At 52.1% G+C, this 17,797-nt stretch carries 17 protein-coding genes and 1 pseudogene; 2 read left to right on the top strand and 16 right to left on the bottom strand.

Annotated elements, in window-relative coordinates; genetic code table 11:
- Positions 1-13: 13 nt before the first annotated feature.
- From ACFO1S_RS23870 to ACFO1S_RS23845, 6 genes are all read right to left on the bottom strand, one after another.
- Entirely contained in the window at positions 14-1,795 is a 1,782-nt protein-coding gene (locus tag ACFO1S_RS23870; protein ID WP_204602542.1) for a type 2 periplasmic-binding domain-containing protein, read from the bottom strand.
- Positions 1,796-1,890: 95 nt separating this feature from the next.
- The gene (locus tag ACFO1S_RS23865) at positions 1,891-2,796 is read right to left on the bottom strand and encodes a carbohydrate ABC transporter permease (RefSeq protein WP_204602543.1); all 906 of its coding nucleotides are present in this window, start codon (positions 2,794-2,796) and stop codon (positions 1,891-1,893) included.
- A 16-nt stretch (positions 2,797-2,812) separates the two neighbouring features.
- On the bottom strand, positions 2,813-3,721 hold the full coding sequence (locus ACFO1S_RS23860) for an ABC transporter permease (RefSeq protein ID WP_204602544.1): 909 nt from the start codon (positions 3,719-3,721) through the stop codon (positions 2,813-2,815).
- A 211-nt stretch (positions 3,722-3,932) separates the two neighbouring features.
- The gene (locus ACFO1S_RS23855) at positions 3,933-5,555 is read right to left on the bottom strand and encodes a response regulator (protein ID WP_204602545.1); all 1,623 of its coding nucleotides are present in this window, start codon (positions 5,553-5,555) and stop codon (positions 3,933-3,935) included.
- Complete coding sequence (locus tag ACFO1S_RS23850) at positions 5,545-7,338, bottom strand: sensor histidine kinase (RefSeq protein ID WP_204602546.1); 1,794 nt, start codon at positions 7,336-7,338, stop codon at positions 5,545-5,547. Before ACFO1S_RS23850 ends, ACFO1S_RS23855 begins: the two co-directional genes overlap by 11 nt.
- A gap of 509 nt (positions 7,339-7,847) precedes the next feature.
- Entirely contained in the window at positions 7,848-8,576 is a 729-nt protein-coding gene (locus ACFO1S_RS23845; RefSeq protein ID WP_204602547.1) for a phosphonate ABC transporter ATP-binding protein, read from the bottom strand.
- A gap of 136 nt (positions 8,577-8,712) precedes the next feature.
- Between ACFO1S_RS23845 and ACFO1S_RS23840 the strand changes: the two genes are divergently transcribed.
- A complete protein-coding gene (locus ACFO1S_RS23840) occupies positions 8,713-8,943 on the top strand; it encodes a hypothetical protein (RefSeq protein WP_204602548.1) in 231 nt (76 codons plus the stop codon).
- Positions 8,944-8,954: 11 nt separating this feature from the next.
- Here the strand turns inward: ACFO1S_RS23840 and ACFO1S_RS23835 are convergent, their stop codons facing one another.
- Complete coding sequence (locus ACFO1S_RS23835) at positions 8,955-9,092, bottom strand: hypothetical protein (protein WP_204602549.1); 138 nt, start codon at positions 9,090-9,092, stop codon at positions 8,955-8,957.
- A gap of 187 nt (positions 9,093-9,279) precedes the next feature.
- Here ACFO1S_RS23835 and ACFO1S_RS23830 point away from each other — a divergent pair, with 187 nt between their 5' ends.
- A complete protein-coding gene (locus ACFO1S_RS23830; RefSeq protein WP_204602550.1) occupies positions 9,280-10,032 on the top strand; it encodes an HAD family hydrolase in 753 nt (250 codons plus the stop codon).
- A 99-nt stretch (positions 10,033-10,131) separates the two neighbouring features.
- Here ACFO1S_RS23830 and ACFO1S_RS23825 read toward each other — a convergent pair whose 3' ends face one another.
- The 9 genes and pseudogenes from ACFO1S_RS23825 to ACFO1S_RS23785 form a co-directional block, all read right to left on the bottom strand.
- Positions 10,132-11,205, bottom strand: a complete 1,074-nt coding sequence (locus ACFO1S_RS23825; protein WP_204602551.1) for a glucosaminidase domain-containing protein — start codon at positions 11,203-11,205, stop codon at positions 10,132-10,134.
- A 119-nt stretch (positions 11,206-11,324) separates the two neighbouring features.
- Positions 11,325-11,651 carry a hypothetical protein gene (locus tag ACFO1S_RS23820; protein WP_204602552.1) on the bottom strand — a complete coding sequence of 109 codons (327 nt, stop codon included), beginning with the start codon at positions 11,649-11,651 and terminating at the stop codon, positions 11,325-11,327.
- A gap of 79 nt (positions 11,652-11,730) precedes the next feature.
- Positions 11,731-13,221: a glutamate synthase subunit beta gene (locus ACFO1S_RS23815; protein ID WP_204602553.1), complete on the bottom strand. Its 1,491-nt coding sequence runs from the start codon at positions 13,219-13,221 to the stop codon at positions 11,731-11,733.
- Positions 13,222-13,345: 124 nt separating this feature from the next.
- Complete coding sequence (locus ACFO1S_RS23810) at positions 13,346-13,837, bottom strand: dihydrofolate reductase (RefSeq protein ID WP_204602554.1); 492 nt, start codon at positions 13,835-13,837, stop codon at positions 13,346-13,348.
- Between the two features lie 29 nt (positions 13,838-13,866).
- Positions 13,867-14,661: a thymidylate synthase gene (thyA, locus tag ACFO1S_RS23805; protein WP_378127706.1), complete on the bottom strand. Its 795-nt coding sequence runs from the start codon at positions 14,659-14,661 to the stop codon at positions 13,867-13,869.
- Positions 14,662-14,714: 53 nt separating this feature from the next.
- Entirely contained in the window at positions 14,715-15,209 is a 495-nt protein-coding gene (locus ACFO1S_RS23800) for an acyl-CoA thioesterase (RefSeq protein WP_204602556.1), read from the bottom strand.
- A gap of 96 nt (positions 15,210-15,305) precedes the next feature.
- Complete coding sequence (locus tag ACFO1S_RS23795; protein ID WP_204602557.1) at positions 15,306-15,629, bottom strand: hypothetical protein; 324 nt, start codon at positions 15,627-15,629, stop codon at positions 15,306-15,308.
- 557 nt (positions 15,630-16,186) lie between these two features.
- Positions 16,187-16,423 (bottom strand): annotated as a pseudogene (locus tag ACFO1S_RS23790) (CPCC family cysteine-rich protein); the annotation flags it as partial.
- 211 nt (positions 16,424-16,634) lie between these two features.
- On the bottom strand, positions 16,635-17,123 hold the full coding sequence (locus ACFO1S_RS23785) for a DUF4760 domain-containing protein (RefSeq protein ID WP_204602559.1): 489 nt from the start codon (positions 17,121-17,123) through the stop codon (positions 16,635-16,637).
- Positions 17,124-17,797: the final 674 nt, after the last annotated feature.

Genomic DNA, 17,797 nt, shown 5'->3' with positions numbered 1-17,797 from the left:
CGCTCCACTTCTGTTATTCCCCGACGATCATCGGCTTATCGTTGTATACATTGCGAGGCAAAGTGCGTTTGACCGAAATCTCGATCTTGCCCGCCGGCGTATCGCTGTAGGCCTTGAATTGCTCGTTGAACTCCTCGTTGCTCTCATCGTCGTGGCCGCGAACCTTCATCTCGTTCATGAACTGGCTGTACGCCGTTTCGAAGTCCTGCTCGTTTTTGGCCACAAGCATCTTCGCATAGTACTGCAAACGGATATCGGCTTGCACCGGCGTATACTTCTCTACCTTGCCTCCGATAATCGGCTTAATCCGGCTGGCCTTCGGGATCAGACCGAACGTTCCTTGCTCGTGGTTCAGTTCCTCTGCCTGGTAGAGCATCGCATTATATGCGGGCCATGGCGATTCCATCGTCTTGATGTGCGTGTTGCCGACGCTTGCAAGATTTTTCCACCACCAGAATCCGTGCTCCGTGACGTTGGCCATGCCGCCTGCGTCCCCTCCCCAGAATTGAGGGCCTCTGAACACTTCTTCGTTGACGACGACGGCGCCGTTCTCCATCCGATAAGCGCCCATCTCTTCCATTCCATACTCCATCAGGATGAAGGCTTCCCCCGTATGCATCCAATCGATCCCTTTCATCAGCCGATCCGGATCCTTCGCGTTCGCGCTGATTCCCGCTCCGTTGTTGCCGAACGGGTTAAAGTTGGCATATTGAGCCGGTTTGACCCCGAGCAGGGCCGGAAGCTTCGTCGGGAATAACCATCCGGCCGGGAAGCCCTGGGCTTCAAGCTCCTTGTACGAGATCGCTTCCGGAATCTTGTTGTTTCTAAGCAGCGTCAGGTTCGGATTGTCCCATCCTCCGGAGAGCATGGCGCCAAACCGCACATTATTCACTTTCTCCAGGAACAGATCCTTCTTCTGGAAGGCCGTTTCCTTATCCAGAAGGCCGTTCAAGCTCATGCGATTCAGCCATTGGAACGCCTGTTTGAATCCGGGAAGCTTGTAATCCTGAATGACCGTGCCATCGTCCTGCTCATTCCAGCCGTTGCCGGAGCTGCCGATGCCGAACATCGACATGACCACCTCAAGGCCCGCAAAATTCTCGCCGCCGAGCGACAACGGAATGACGTCACGTCCTTGTTCGTCTTTCATCCCTTTGATCGCGTTCAGATAGCTCTCAAAGCCTTCGAGCGTCTGCAAGTCTTCAAAGGTCATGCCGACTTTCTCCAGCAGCGTATTCTGAACCCACAGCCCTTGGGCATTGCCCTGCCAAGCGGAAGGCTCGTCCACCACCTGCTCGTACGCCGACGGCACGAAGTAAATATGACCGTCCGCCGCTCGCCAGTTATCGATAATCCGGTCGTCGATCTTGGCCAGATTCGGATATTCGGCTTCATTCTTGAAGTATTCGTCCAATGGAAGCAGCTTGTCTTCGTCAATCAGTCTCGACCAAATCAGGCTGTCGGAGGGTAGAATAATCGCATCCGGAAAATCTCTGGCCACCAGCTTCAGGTTGATTTGCTGAGTCAGGTCCCCCCCATTGCCGATCTCCACTTTGTCCCAAGTAATCCCCGATCTCTTCATGACCTCCTGTGTGATCTTCCCATCCAGATTGACAGGCGTCGTTAAAGCCGGCGCGTACAACGAATATTTCGTCTGCCGAGCCTCCGCGTTCTCCTTCCCGCCCTCGCTTGCTGCAGGAGATGCACCGTCTTTTCCGCTGCAGGCCGCTACCAGTGATGCCGTCAAAACCAATGACAATATCGTTATCGCGCTCTTCTTCCATTTGATTCCCATACTGAATTTCCCCCTTATGTGATCGTTGGATAAAATGCGGAACGCTTCGGAGTCCCTTTTTCCGGCACTCCTGTGGTTACACGAGCCTGCCTGCGCTACTCCTTGACCGAGCCGATCAGCACGCCCTTGACGAAATATCGCTGTACGAAAGGGTAGACGAATAGGATCGGCAATATCGTAATGACGGTCGTAGCCATACGGACAGACTTGGAGGTGATCGCGTCCGGATTGTACATGCTGGTTGAATTCGCATTGGCCAATTGGCTGGCGCTGATCATATTGCTCGCTTCAATGGTGCTCATAATCCGCTGCAAATAAGTAGGAAGCGGTTGCAGGGACAGATCGTTCACGAAGAAGGCTCCCGTAAACCAATCGTTCCACTGCCCGACGGCGGTAAATAAACCGAGAGCCGCGAATAAGGGTACGGAGAACGGAAGCACGATATGAAAATAAATGCGAGTATAGCCTGCCCCGTCCAGTTTAGCCGATTCTACCACGCTTTCGGGAATGTTGTTCTGAAAGGATGTCTTCATGACGAACATATTCCAAATACTGAACATCCCCGGAACGACGTAAACCCAAAAGCTGTTGATCAAGCCCAAATTCATGAGCTGCAGATAAAAAGGGATCAAGCCGCCGTTGAAAAGCATAATGAACAAGAACAAAAGAAGCAGGGGCTTCCGTCCGGGCAATTCCTTCCTGGACAAGGCGTAGGCGACCATCGACGTGACCAGCAGCGAGCCGATCGTCCCGATTGCCGTACGCGCAACTGTGATCCATAATGCGTTAATAATCGTATCGTCGGACAGGATGACCCGAAAGTTATCTAGCGTAAACGCTCTCGGCAGCCAGTAAATCCCGCCCAGGCTCGCGTCTCTTCCTTCGTTCAACGAAAGAATCAGAATGTACCACAACGGGTAGGCGCACAGAAAGGCGAAGAAGCTTAGTAACAATCCGTTCAATCCGTTAAAAGTACGATCCGCCAGCGTTAGCCGTCCCATTCACTCACCCGCTTTCCTACCATATCCCTTCGCCCCCGATACGTTTGGATATCGCGTTGCTGAGCAAAAGCAGAATGGTTGCGATCACGCTCATCACAAGCCCGATGGCCGTCGTTTGGGAATATTGGGCTTGCCCGATCCCCATTCTCAGCACATAGGTGTCGATGACTTCGGCTACGCCGATATTGGCCGGATTGATCATCGCATAAATCTGATCGATCCCTACGCTCAACAAACTCGGAACCGTTAGAATGAGAACAATCGAAATGATGGGAACCAGGCTCGGAAGCGTAATATAGCGCATCTGGGCGAAGCGGCCGGCTCCGTCCATGACAGCGGCTTCATAAAGCACCGGATTAATGCCGGCGATCGCCGCCAAATATAAAATCGTCCCCCATCCGATTTCCTTCCACATGCTGCTTAGAACGAAGATCGGACGAAACCACCCTTCCGATCCCATAAAGGCGATCGGTTCGATGCCGAAGGTTCTTAGCAGCGAGTTGGCCCCGCCGCCGTCAATCGACAGGAACGCGTCGAGAAAGCCGATAACGACGATCCATGAAATAAAATGCGGCAAATAACTGAACGACTGAACGAAGCGCTTGAACCGCATCGCTCTGACTTCATTGATGAGCAACGCAACCAGGATCGTCGTCGGGAATACGAAGAGCAGCCGGAGCAGCGTTAACAAGAGGGTATTTCCCGTCGCTCTCCAGAAATCCGTGCTGGCCGCGAACTCTTCGAAGTTTTGCCAGCCTATCCAGGAGCTTCCCCAGATCCCGTCGCGAAAGCTGTAGTCCTTGAAAGCGATCTGCAGCCCAAGCATCGGAATGTAGTTGAATAGCACGATAAGCGCAATACCCGGCAAAACAAAGGCGTAGAGCGGCAGCACGCCTTTCCTTGCGATAGCATAGAGTGAAGTCACTTGGCGGAGATTCCCCTTTCTTCAGCTGAATAAGCCCTGTCGACCGGTCATCATACTGTGTTTGTTCCGCGCGTGAATTTCATTATAGGCAACGATAGAAGCGCTTACAATAATCGCAATGCACGATAAATTGCGCTATGACGCTTTATTCGATCCGACTGTCCAAAAAGAAAAGAAGCGGCGGGCCTGCTGCGCCCGCCGCTCCGATAGATTAATCTTGCTGAGAGATTCCCAGGTACGTTCTGTACTCCTTGGGACTCCATCCCGTTATACGCTTGAACAGATTCGTAAAATAGCCGACGTTCTGGTAGCCGACGTTCTCCGCCACCTCATACAGCTTCAGCTGCGGCTGGCGCAGCAATTCCTTGGCTTGGTTCACCCGGATTTGAATGAGCTGATCGGTGAAGGACACGCCCAGCTCGGACCGGAACAGCGCCCCCAAGTAATTGGGACTCAGGAAGACCGATTCGGCTACCGAGCGCAGGGACAGGTTCTCCGAATAATGCTTATGCATATAATCCAGCGCATTCTGGACGACGATCTGAGACGGGCTTTTTTTCTTGTCCGCAATGAAATCGCACAAGCCGGTGATGATGCGCACCGTCTCCTGCAGAAGCTCCGGCTCTTCCTTGCAGGCCAGAATCTGCTCCCACAGCTTCTTCTCCGGACCGATCCGGCGACCGACGTCGCCGATCTCCGCCGCGATGCGGTTGGCTCCGCTGATCAGTTGGAGGCACAAGCTTCTGAGCTGGGTCTCGTCGATCTGAGGGTTGCCGGCAATTCTGCGCACGATCTCCCCCAGCAAGCTCAGGCTGCTCTGGCTGTCTCCCGCTGCGAACACTTCGAGGAAATCTCCGATCAGCTCTTCCGCGCTCTTGTCGGGGCTCGGCCCTGTCTCTTGAAGATCCCGCCAGTTGAAGGTTCGCTCGTCGTTGCCGAGAAGCCTCCGATTCACCGCTCTTTGCGCCAGCAGGAAGCTCTTGCTCAATTGGCTCAACGCATCGACGACCGGGCCGGCTCCCAGGCTGATTTTACAGCCCTCGATCCGGACGGCCTCGCGGCCGAGGCGGTCCAGAAGGAGATCCGTCTCGCGCTCGAAATCGGACCCCTCCTGCTGCTGCAGAAGGAGTACAATATTGCCGCGCTGCGTCGTCATCCGCTCCTCCAGCAAGGGACCGCACTGGAGCGAAGCCGTCTCCCCGAACGTTTGTCCGACTTGGGAAACCTGCTCCTCTCTCGAGCCGGACGCGTCCGTATCCGGGTCGATCACGATGACGAACACTCGCCGCAGGCCCTTCCGCGCGAACATCCCGAGCGCATCGGCCCGTGTCCTGATCGCCTCTTCCCCGATAATCAGCCCGTGCATCGCTTCTTGAAGCAACTGTTCGCGCGCGATCGGCTTGAAGGCGTCGAGCTGCTCCTTGATCCGCATATCCTCTCTCATCTTCGACAATTCTTGCTGCTCCGATTGGCAGATCCGCTCCAGAATCGCCGACAATTCTTCAAACCTGATCGGTTTGACCAGGAACGCATCGACGCCGATGTCGAGCGCCGACTTGGCGTACTCGAACTCTTCGTAGCCGGTAACTACGATGACGCGCAGCCGGGGGTTCAGCTCTCTCATTCTGGCGGACAGCTCGAGCCCGCTGACTCCGTGCATTCGTATATCCGTGACGAGCAGGTCGGGAACGTCCTGCCTGGCCAGCTCGATCGCGGAACCCGCATCCTCCGCTTGTCCGGTGACGCGCATGTGATACCGTTCCCAATCGATATGTCTGATGATCGCGTTCCGTTGGCGCTCCTCGTCGTCTACTACAAACACTTTAAAGTCCATGTCCGCTACCTCCATGGGAATCGCCCGGCGAAGCTTTAAGGATGCCCTGCTGAGGAATTCGCAATTGAATCGAAGTGCCTGCGCCGGGGGCGCTGCGGATGCCGAGCTCGAACGATTTGCCATAGCGCCTCTTCAACCGTTCGCTCACGTTGTAGATCCCGAAGCCCGCGCGCTGCTCCGCTTCGTTGGCGTTCATCAGCAGCTCCTGCAATTTTTCCGGCGTCATCCCGCAACCGTTATCCGTGATTGTAATGTAAAGCATTTGATCGCGCAATCTGGCCTCGATGGTCAGCTTGCCCCGGCCTCCGGTATGAACGAACGCGTGCAAGCATGCGTTCTCGACGAGGGGCTGCAGCGTAATTTTGACGATTTCGCAGGACAGGGCCTCCTCCTCGACATCGAAATGAGTCGTTAATCTGCCCGGAAATCTCGACTCGTGAATATCCAAGTAGGCGCGAACGTGCTCCAGCTCGTCCCGCAACGGCAGAAGATCGATTCCCCGGTTAAGCGCCAGGCGATAGAACTTGGCCAAGGCATCTACCGTACCGCTAATTTCGGAAGAGCCGACGTCCATGGCCATGCTTTTAACAAGCGCCAGCGTGTTGTACAGAAAGTGAGGATTAATCTGCGCCTGCAGCAGCTTCAGCTTCTCGATCTCGGCCGCGCTCCTGGCCTCGGAGATGTCCTGAAGCGACCTCTCCAATCGGCTGGACATGTTGTTAAACTCTTCTTCGACGTCGGCCAATTCATCGTTGCCGTAGACTTTGACGGTAAGTCCCATGTCGCCGTCCCGCACCCTTTTCATTCTTCGGATCAGCGAATTAAGACGGTTGGACACTTTAAGGCCGAAGCTGGTAAGCACGGAGAACGTCAATAACACGAACACGATGCTGACGGCCAGCGCCGCATTTTGAATCGATCGCAGCTTCTGCCACAGCTCCTCCTGGCTGACGACCGTCATAATCTTCCACCCGAGTCGGTTCGTTTCGTATACGACCATGCTCTGCTTTCCGTTGACCTTCGTCGGATACCAGCCTCGCGGCTCTTTATAGACCCGATTCCATTCCTGGACTTGCCCAATCGTATCGCCCGCCTGCCGATCCATAAAATCGGTCAAGAGGTTCCCCTGCGCATCGGCGACCGCAATCCAGCCTTTTTTGAACTCCAACGGATTGGACAACTGATCGAACAGCGCCCGGTTCGTCACTTCCATATGAATAATGCCGAATTTTTCGTTGGTCAAATAATCCACAAGCCATATGCTCAAATGCAGAGTAGGCTGGCCGCTCTCCCCCCGCTTCTGGAAGTGCCAGTAAAACTGCCGATCGCCTTTCTCCATCTCCGGATACCAGATCTCCGACTCCGCCTTATCCAGATTTAGGATCGTTCCGCCGTCCTCATGCAGGTTGGAATTGTTTTTGTAGAATTGGATTCTCCTCATCGGAAAATACGCCCCGATCCGGTTGACGACCGAGTTGATCTGCTGGATCGCCACGATTTCTTCCTGGAGAGACTGATACGGCTGGATCAGGGCTGTCGTGATTCTAGGATCAAGCGCGATCTGCATCAGAATGTTCTGGTAGCCGATCACCCGGTATTCGATATTCTCGTTCAGCTGGTATGCGACCTTTTCCAGCATCTCTCGGCTTTCCTTTTGAGCAAGGGGCAAACTCGTGGAAAACAAATAATAGCCGAAGACCAGAACCGGAAAGATCAGAAAAAGGATGACGATCACGATTAATTTGTGCAAAAGTCGAACTCTGCGCCAATATTTGAATATCATCCCATCGGCCTCCTTGCGTTGAACGAGGTGTCCGCAGCCCCTTCCCCTTCATGAATTGGAAATATAAGCGGATTCACGCAACGTCTCCATTCTACTCTCCCTAAGAATGCCTGTCTATCCGGGAGAGTCGTTGCGCCATTCTGGAAAACGCTATTCTGTTCAGACTCCGATCGCTATAGTAACATAATATGGTTTTGACGTACTGGCGCTCGTCGGGGAGCTTACAAAGGAATTGAATGAGCGCGGCGCGGCAACGTCTGAGCGAAATTCCATGAGGTTATACGAGCATTATCTTACGTTGCTACGGGCTTCGGTGACCAATCAAAATCGTTACGCGGCATCCGAGATATTGAAAAACAGGTTGAGAAGGACACGTCCAAAGAAGCGCGTTAATTGGTCAGCCGTAGAAAAAAAACGGCCTGCGCTCCGTTGCTCCTTGAAGGAACGAACGAATACGCAAGCCGTTCGGACTCGGCCGTCAAGGCCATGAAGGATTTGAAGCGCGGCAGCTAGGTCAATCGGAGCTTCTCCGACGCCGTCAGCCGCCTGCCTCGAATGTTTATGATCAAGCGTCCTTCTTGCATGCCCCATATCTCATCGGCAAACTTCTCCGCGAGCTCTACCCTATGCAGCGCTGCGACGATCGTCGTGCCTTTCTCATGGCACAGCTTCTTCAAGGTGGCCATCATCTCCTCGGCCGTATGCGGATCCAGACCGGATACGGGCTCGTCCGCCAGCACAAGACGCGCACCGTGGACAAGGGAGCGCGCGATCGCGATCCGTTGGCGCTCGCCGCCGCTCATCTTCTCGACGACCTGCTGGGCCCGTTCCATCAGCCCGACGCTTTCCAGCATGTCCATAGCGCCCATATGATCGTCGCTGCGAACCATACCCGTAACGCGACGCCACAGAGGCGTCTGTTCGGATGCGCCGATCAGCACGTTTTTCAATGCCGATTTGCGTTCGTACAATATCGGCTTCTGCTCCAGGTACGCAATCTGCCTGCGATAGCGCATCTTCGCAAGAAAGCCGGCTTCCATCAAATCCTTGCCGTCTACCCGGTACTCGCCTTCCGTCCAGACTTCCCTGAGCGCAAGCGCCTTCAACAATGCCGATTTGCCGCTTCCGCTTGAGCCCACGACCGCAATGAAGGTGCCGGGCTCAAGCCGTACGTTTACGTGATCCAATATCGTTTTCCCGTCGGGAATTTTCCGAGTTAAACCTGAAACTACGATCATGGCTGTCCTATCCCTTCAATCCAATATAAACCTAGTGTAAGCCATTATGCCATCCCTTGCCATACGAACAAATGTTTGCTATACTAAACACAAGAACATGTGTTCTCAAAATCACATTTCTAAGGTGGGATAATGGATGGTGAATTGCGAGCATCTCCGTTACCTGGAGCCTCAGAGAGGCTCCAGACCGTCTCGGGACTTAACCTTCAAGTTTTACGACAACGGCCAGCTGATCATTGTCGATAACGACTCCGGCAACACCATGAGCCCCCGCGAGTTAACCGGGGGCAGCTACGACTTCTATGTCCGCCAGCGCATTCGGCTGATCAAGCGCGACCTCGCAGAGAAGATTATGAAATACGCGTGAGACGGGCGCACTCAGGGCAGATTTTTATTTATGCCGTTAAGGCTCGGCGGATATCGCCGCATTTTCCGCAGCTGGATTTCCTCCTCGCGCTCTTTGCGCTGTTGAGGCGTTCTGGAATGCGCAGGATGAAGCTCCCCGTTCTTGGCCATTTGTTCTCACCTCCGCCCTTCGGTCCCCGAGGGGCCTATTTGTAGTTTTGGTATTTGCCGTCATTTACAAACCCGTTTTCAATCGCCATAATGAATATAGAACCGACACCGCCTCCGATAAAGAACATAAACACAGGATAGGCTGATGGAGGCCGAACTAAGCATTAGAGTAAGGAGTCAGCTACGAATGAGCCAAACGATTCTGTTCGATCTTGACGATACTTTGATTTATTGCAATAAGTACTTTCATCATATTTTGGACCGCTTCGCCGATCAGATGCTGGAGTGGTTCGGGCCGACCGGAATCGAACGCGAGACGATTACCGCCAAGCAGACCGAGATCGACATTGCCGGCGTCCAGGTATTGGGCTTCAAGAGCGAGCACTTCCCGCAATCCTTCGTCGACACCTATCGCTTTTTTCAGGAATATACCGGACGCACCTTGTCGCAGCTGGAAGTAGACGACCTATGGAAGCTAGGACTGAGCGTCTACGACCTTGAGGTCGAGCCCTATCCCCTTATGGACGAGACGCTGGAGTCGCTTGTCCGGCAAGGCCACGAGCTGCACCTCTATACGGGCGGCGATCCGATCATTCAACGCCGCAAAATCGAGAGCATGAACCTTGAGCGTTATTTCGACGATCGGATTTACGTTCGGCAGCATAAGAACACCGATGCGCTGGAAAATATTTTGTTCGAAGGCCGCTTCGACCGCGCCAACACCTGGATGATCGGCAATTCCATCCGAACCGATGTGCTTCCCGCTCTTCACTGCGGCATTAACGCCGTCTATCTGAAGCGGGAGACGGAATGGACGTACAACGTCATTCCAATCGACGCTCAGCCGAGCGGGGCCCTGCTCACGCTGACAGAGCTGCCCGATGTTCCGCCGGCGATCCACAACTATCTGAAGGAGAGCCTGATGAAGGAGTCGGGCTGAGCCGCACATACGGATAACAAGAAACCGCTGTTTCGCTCATGACGAAACAGCGGTTTCTTATGAAGAGGACTCCCCGGAATTTCGGGGAGTCCTTGTTGTCTATTCGGGAAGTCCGGGCAGCAGCGTCAGCTTTTCGAATATTTTGCGTACGCCCTCCGACCATTTCGGATCCTCGGCATAGGTTTTATTAAACCACCGGAACGGATCGTGGCCTTCCGGCCGACTGGCCGCAAGCTTCACCAGCAGCCGCGAAGCAATTCCGACCGAATCGTGAATATCGGTATTGTATTCCATCCAGCTATGACCGACGTTAAACGGATTGTTCGCGATGCGTTTGGCCTCTTTTCGCGATTTCGGCACAAACCCCTGCTCCTGTCCGGTAATCGCGAACAGAAACAACGGATGGATATCGTATTGCTTCGCCGTCTGCAGAATAGCGCCGAAATAAGGCTCATCCGCGAGCATCGAATTACGGCTGTTCAGATAGGCCTTCAGAGCGGAAACGTCGATCTCCGTATATTGTAGCCATGCGGGCATCCCGACATCCGGCACAGGCTCCGGCATTGGCGCGATAACCATCGGTTGAAAGTCCTTCAGTTCGTCCTGGCTACCGGAGCGGCTGAATGCCCATACCCCCGCGAGAACGCTCGTCAGGAGGGCCGCCAGCAACGCTAGAACGGGCAGCGGCTTCGCCAGACTGCGCAGCCGCCGGAGTACGCCAGCACTCCAGGGCCCCGCTGGAGACGCTCCGGCATCGACGGTATCCGCCGCTTCGGAAAGCGTCCGGAGCTCTCCCCTTCCGCGCTCCAGACGAGTCGCAAGCTGCTCCCGGCTCCACCGCCCCGGCGACTTCTCGTTCGCCCATTGCAGCATCGCCTTCATCAGCTGCTCTTCCGGCATCGAAGGGTCAAGATCGATTTCAACGAACATATCCAGCACGTCGTCCGTTCTCACATCCCGATTTTCTCCAAGAAGACAACGGGCAATCAGACGGTCGACGAGTTCCTTCTGCATCTGCTCCGGGACGTTAGGCAGCTTCTGCTGGAGCGCGCGACGAATGGCATCCGCCACAATCTCGGCCCTGCGGCCGTCCGGTAGCGGCGCATATTTCGTGTGCACGTATCTGCGGATCGTAATAACGTCCGTCGGCGATAGCAATGCCGCGCTTTCCATAGTCTGCCTCCCTCTCTCCGTATGCATGCCTTACCAGTGTAACATACAGGAAAGATTTGGGGGAAGCCTGTCCCCGGCCCCAGCCGCCGACGGCATTCGCGAGGTTTCTCTGCTCCGCGTTATTGTTCGACCCGGTCCGCCGCAGTCCGAACCGCTAGCCGGACTTCCTCCGAACGCACGAAGGCGTTAATCTGCTCTTTCTCGAATTCCGTCAGCTGATATTCGCAATCGACTCCTTCATCCTGCGTGATCAATTGAATCGGATGGCCTTGATGCGTACAGACCGCCACAATCGAAAAATCAACCAAATCCGCCGGAAGCGGCGTGCGATCCGCCATTACCGGCACCAGCGCGACATCGATCCACTGCCCGTCTCTCCGCTGCGCCTCATAGCGGAAGCTCTTGAATTCCAGCTCCGCCCACTGTTCGTCTCCATATCGAATCATTAGAATATTCCTCCGTTTCGCGCCAAAGAGGTCGCCCCGACGACTTCGGAAACGACCTCTTTACAATAAAGCAAATCGATTAAGGGAGCAACGAGCTTCCCATCAAATATTTGTCGACTTCGCGAGCGGCTTCGCGTCCTTCGTTAATCGCCCAGACAATGAGGCTTTGGCCGCGTCTCATATCGCCCGCCGCGAATACTTTGTCCACGTTGGTCTTGTATTGGCCATAACGCGCCTTGACGTTGGAACGGCGATCAGTCTCCAGTCCCAGTTGGTCGATCACGGTGCTTTCAGGACCTTCGAAGCCGACGGCGACAAGAACGAGATCGGCGGGCCAAATTTTCTCCGTACCGGGAATTTCCTCGTAAATCTTGCGTCCCTGCTCGTCCACGTAACGACGAATTTGCACCGTGTGCAGCTCTGTGACATTCCCATTTTCGTCTCCGACGAATTTCTTCGTCAATACGGAGAAGGCGCGCGGATCCTCGCCGTACAGAGCCTTCGCTTCCTCGTGGGCATAATCGAGCGTATAGACGTTCGGGTATTCCGGCCAAGGATTGTTGATCGCATCGCGCTCAAGGGGCGCTTTCGCATGGGTGCCGAATTGCGTGACGCTCGCGCAGCCGTGGCGAAGCGCGGTCGCAACGCAGTCGGTTCCGGTATCTCCGCCGCCGATCACGATTACGTTGCGGTCTTTGCCCGAAATGTAAGTGCCATCCTTCATGTCATAATCCAGATAGCTTCTAATCGAGCTGTTCAAGAAATCCATAGCTTGATGAATGCCCTTCAGCTCGTGACCTTCCATATTGCCGATCGGCCGAGCCTTCGTCGCTCCGCCGCATAGCACGACGGCATCGAATTGCTCGTAAAGCTCCTGAGAAGCGATATCCTTGCCGATCTCCGTGTTGAGAACGAACTTGACTCCCTCTTCCTCTAGAAGCTCCACGCGGCGCTGCACGATATCTTTCTCCAGCTTCATCGTCGGAATGCCGTAGGTGAGCAAGCCGCCTGCACGATCCGCCCGCTCATATACGGTTACGCTGTGGCCTGCCTTGTTCAGCTGTGCGGCGGCCGCCAGTCCGGCGGGGCCCGATCCGACTACAGCGACCTTTTTGCCCGTACGCGACTTCGGCGGCTGAGCCACGACCCAGCCCTCCTCGAACGCCCGGTCGATGATCGCCTGCTCGATCGTTTTGATCGTGACCGGATCGCCGATCAGTCCGACCGTACAGGAGCCTTCGCACGGCGCCGGGCAGACCCGTCCGGTAAATTCCGGGAAGTTGTTCGTCTTGGCCAGACGCTCGTAAGCCTCTCTCCAAAGCCCGCGATAGACAAGGCTATTCCATTCGGGGATGAGATTGTTGACGGGACAGCCCGAAGGTCCGCCCGACAGCTCGATTCCGGTATGACAATAGGGCGTGCCGCAATCCATACAGCGCGAGCCTTGCGTGCGCAGCTGTTCCTCGGAGAACGTGCGGTGGAATTCATTCCAATCCTTGATACGTTCCATCGGATCGCGATCGCCCGGCAGTTCGCGTTTATATTCCATGAATCCCGTAGGTGTCGACATCTTTTTTTCCTCCATCTGTCGGTATCTTCATCCATCATGCCTTTGCAACAAATGTTGTCGATGATAGATCATCCTAACAAAAGTATCCCGATCTCAGAATGGATTAACCGTAATATTGTTTGTACTATTCGACGATCTGCCTTCTATAGACGCAATAGGCATGAGGAATTGTGTTCTTCTCGTCCAATAGACCTTCATCGCGGGAAACAAGATGCCAGCTCTCACGGTTGATTTCTGGAAAATAAGCATCACCTTCGAACGCCGGTCCGATCTCCGTCAGCCGCAGGCAATCGGCGAAGTCCAGCAGCTGCGCGTAGACGTCCGAGCCCCCGATGACCATCAGCTCGCCGGTCCCGTAGCGCTCCAACGCCTCCGGAACGGACCGGACAAGCTCGCAGCCCTCCGGAGCCTTCGCCAGCGAACGCGACAGCACGACATTCACTCTGTCCTTCAGCGGCCGCCCAAGCGATTCGAACGTTTTGCGTCCCATTAGGACGGGCTTGCCAAGCGTATGTTGTTTAAAATATTTCATGTCGGCCGGCAATTTCCAGGGCAAGTCGTTGTTCTTGCCAATAACCCCGTTGGAGGCTACGGCGGCAATCAACGTAACGGTCATTGCACATCATTCCTTATGTCAGAATCGGGTTAAATCGCAACGGGAGCCTTGATGCCGGGATGATGCTCGTATCCGACAAACTCGAAATCCTCGAATTTATAGTCGAAAATGGAAGCGGGCTTACGCAAAATGTTCAGGGTCGGCAGCGGCAGCGGTTCGCGCGAGAGCTGCAGCTCGACCTGCTCCAGATGATTGGAGTAGATATGCACGTCTCCACCCGACCAGATAAACTCCCCTGGCTCCAGATCGCATTGCTGAGCGACCATATGCGTGAGCAAGGCGTAGGAAGCAATATTAAACGGCAAACCCAGGAAAGTATCGACGGAGCGCATCGTCAACATGCAGGAAAGCTTGCCGTCGGCCACGTAAAATTGAAATACAAAATGGCACGGCGGCAGCTTCATCTCCTCGATGACCGCCACATTCCAGGCGCTGACCAGGTGTCTGCGCGAGTCGGGATTGCTTCTGAGCCCGTCGATAACCTGCTGGATCTGATCGATCGTCCGGCCGTCGGCCGTCTCCCAAGCACGCCACTGAGAGCCGTATACGGGACCGAGATCGCCGTTCTCGTCTGCCCACTCGTCCCAGATGCTGACTCCGTTTTCTTTCAGATAGCGGATATTCGTATCCCCTCTTAGAAACCATAACAGCTCATGAATGACCGATTTCAGGTGAATTCTCTTGGTCGTAACGAGCGGAAAGCCCTCCGACAAGTCGAACCGCAGCTGCCTGCCGAATACGGACAGCGTTCCGGTGCCCGTACGATCTCCCTTTGCCACGCCATGATCCTTGACATCCTGTAATAAATCCAAATAGTTACGCAATTCCAACACACCTCGAAGCCATTCTTTTGTTGCTAATTGTAACATTCGACTCGTTATTCTGTCGATGCGTATCGCTGGCTGCGCCGTTTCAAGCGCAATTGATGACGCTCCGGCGCACTGTCGTGCAGCTTGCGCTCGGCATCGTTGCCGGGCACGACGGGCGGCACCCGAACCGGCTTGCCCTCCTCGTCTACCGCGACGAAGGTGGAGAACGCCGTGCACGTAATCCGCCTCTCTCCGGTAAACAGATTTTCCGCCCGAACAATGACGTATACCTCCATGGAGCTGCGATGCGTCCATGTAACGAACGCCTCCAGCTCGACGGCTTCTCCCATCCGAATCGGCGACAAGAAGTCGAGGCTGTCCGTAGACGCCGTAACGACGGGCTTGTTACAATGCCGCATGGCGGAGATGGCGGAAATCTTGTCGATGGCCTTCATCAACGTTCCCCCGAACATCGTGCCATGGTGATTCGTATCGGTCGGAAATACCAGCTCCGTCATGACCGATCTGGATTTTCCGACCGGTCTTGCCGTCTCCTCGTTCATTGCATTCGCCTCCTTGCTATGCCTTATTCTACGCCGAAGCCGCCGGTTAAACAATCAGCGCCTTCGCCCTGCTGTGGCGATTATCTGCTATTTGATTCACAGGGTCTCTTTCGAAAAATTCTGGCTTTCGGAGATATTGTTAAATACATTTATAGCGATATTGGCCAATTCTTTCAATTTACCAGCATCTAGTCCTTCTATATCAAAATCTTCAGCTATACTTTCAAAGTATGACCAATCGTTATTTTCCTTTACTATCTGTATCTCTTTTATTAGATTGAAAAATTCATCAATTCCTTCAATATCAATGTATAACTTTGCTAGTTTTTCAAATCCAGCTTCATTTGGTGCATGACCTATACCTGGAAAACTAACAATGTAATGTTCAAAGTAATTCTCTGGATACTTATTATTTTCCATTACAACTCTCCTTAGCCTTTAATTCATGTAATGTAATACCTCATAAAACCAAAATCACGATATCGATCATTCTTAGATAGCTCCTATCTTAGGAAGTCGTTGTATCCGGCCGAAATCTGCTCCCCCTGTATCTGAGTTCACTCCAGTCGTATCCTCCTTCAACTCCTGCCCGGACCGAGAGGTAACGCCCTGTAAGTACAGACCTCTTTGAAAAACTAAGAATGATGCTTATGTAATACTGCTTTTTTGAATTTTAATTTTATTTCCCGAATTCTATTTTCAACTTCTTTCTTCGACAACTTATATACATCAGCATTTCCGAAGTTAATGTTTGGATTATCTCGGTTAATTAACATGGAAAATTCTATGGATTCATCACTACTTATATAGTCATCTAATTGATGAGAATTAAAAATAAAATTAGAATCTTTTATGTGAACTACTCCCTTATAAATATCTAACACAGTCTCTATAGGGGTTCCCGTAGCTAAGAATATATTTATTAATTCATTTATAGGGAATCGTTGAATTTTTGATATATCTTTTGGGCCTTCGTATATGTCAGAGCCCGTTGGCTTTCTTACGAACTTAATACATCTTTCATCGCATGCACCTAACTTATTAAAATTTGTTTGTGCTTCTCTTAATGAAACTGTATTTGCTCCACCGTAATAATCGGGGTCACGATATTGAACTCCGTCATCTTCCCAGAAACATATTTCGCAAATGTCATATGTGCCTGGAGGTGCTTCCGTTAATGTCTTATAACCGCAACAAGGACAAGCAAAGTCCATAATGGCCTCCCAGATTAGCTATTGTTTTTCCTGTACCTTCAGATAACGTTATTATATTCACGACGTCCAATTCCCTTTATGTCCGAAAGGTCCACCGCGACGCGGTTAGCCAGTTGGATGTTTCCGGCTAATCCTCGATGCGTGAATATGGTAATTGCGGATGAAGATGCCTCCTTAGTAAGGCTACCAGCTCTATTATGATATTAAAATCTTATTTTTTCAGCCATAGGAAATACCATTTTCTCCTAGTGCTTTTTTGATCAAATTTGATTATTTTTTTATAAAGATACTCAAAATCATTTGCATACAAAGAATTATTGTTTCTTCTTTTTTCAATAAATCCCGTAAGAACGTTATATATTTTTATGGCACCTTGCCCTGATGCCCCTTTAAATATGTAAAATGGTAAATTCCCATACCTAACCATCATGCCCCATTTATTAAAAAAATTGCACACGAAAGCCGCATCTTCATCAAAGCCATTATTTAGAATTGCATCTCTTTTGTCGATTAAATTCAGTAGATTCTTTCTACTTTGAACTAACTCTTTGCTGTCGCCTTCTTTGTAATATTCTTTTATTACATCCAGTTGCGTCTTCTTTTTATTCCACTTATTAATCAAATATCCAAAAATGGATAGAATCAGTGTGGTGATTGCAGATAGAATTGAAACAATTATTTGAATTTCTTTGATGTCCATCGTTCTTCTCCTTTAATATGCAGTCTGCATGTTTTTCCGTAACGATCTTGTATTCATAACACCTCTCCCCCTTTGATAGCTCTTATCTTAGGGGGAGAGGTGTGTCCCTGATTCTCTTCCCTACAATCTGTTCAAGACGAATCATCTTTCAGATCCGGTCCTGACCGGGGAGCAACGCCTCCCGATGCGTGAATATGACGAAGTTCCAGGCTTATTGATATACACCGGCTAATGTTTTTTATCACTTTCCTTGCTATTGAGAATACTTAGTTCTTTAATGATTAAATCCAATCGATTTATAATTCTTTCATCATTCTTTGCCTTTAGCCTATAATGAATGGCGCCTAATCCTGCGATAACTAGAAATAAAAAAAATGTAAAAACCCTTCCAAATCGCACCTTCTCTAATAAGAATTTTTCCACGCGTTTATTACCAAATGCTCCGTCCCGGGGGGTACGCATCCTCTAGGAAAATGTTATTATTTAATTCATAAATCTTAATCTCCTACGATTTACGAATTCTGTATTCAGAAAAAAACTCCTTCTCAGATGAAGAAAGAGTCGAAATATCTGTGTTTGATTGTAATATGTATTTCTCTCAGAAATTTCGTCTTTACGACGTCTAACTCCCTCGCCGCAACGCGGTTAGGGAGTTGGATGTTTCCGGCTGATTC

This window comes from Cohnella boryungensis, from assembly GCF_042651945.1.
GTDB classification, from domain to species: Bacteria; Bacillota; Bacilli; order Paenibacillales; family Paenibacillaceae; genus Cohnella; species Cohnella boryungensis.
Note: the sequence above shows the minus strand (reverse complement) of the source record. Positions and strands in the feature narration are given on the sequence as shown.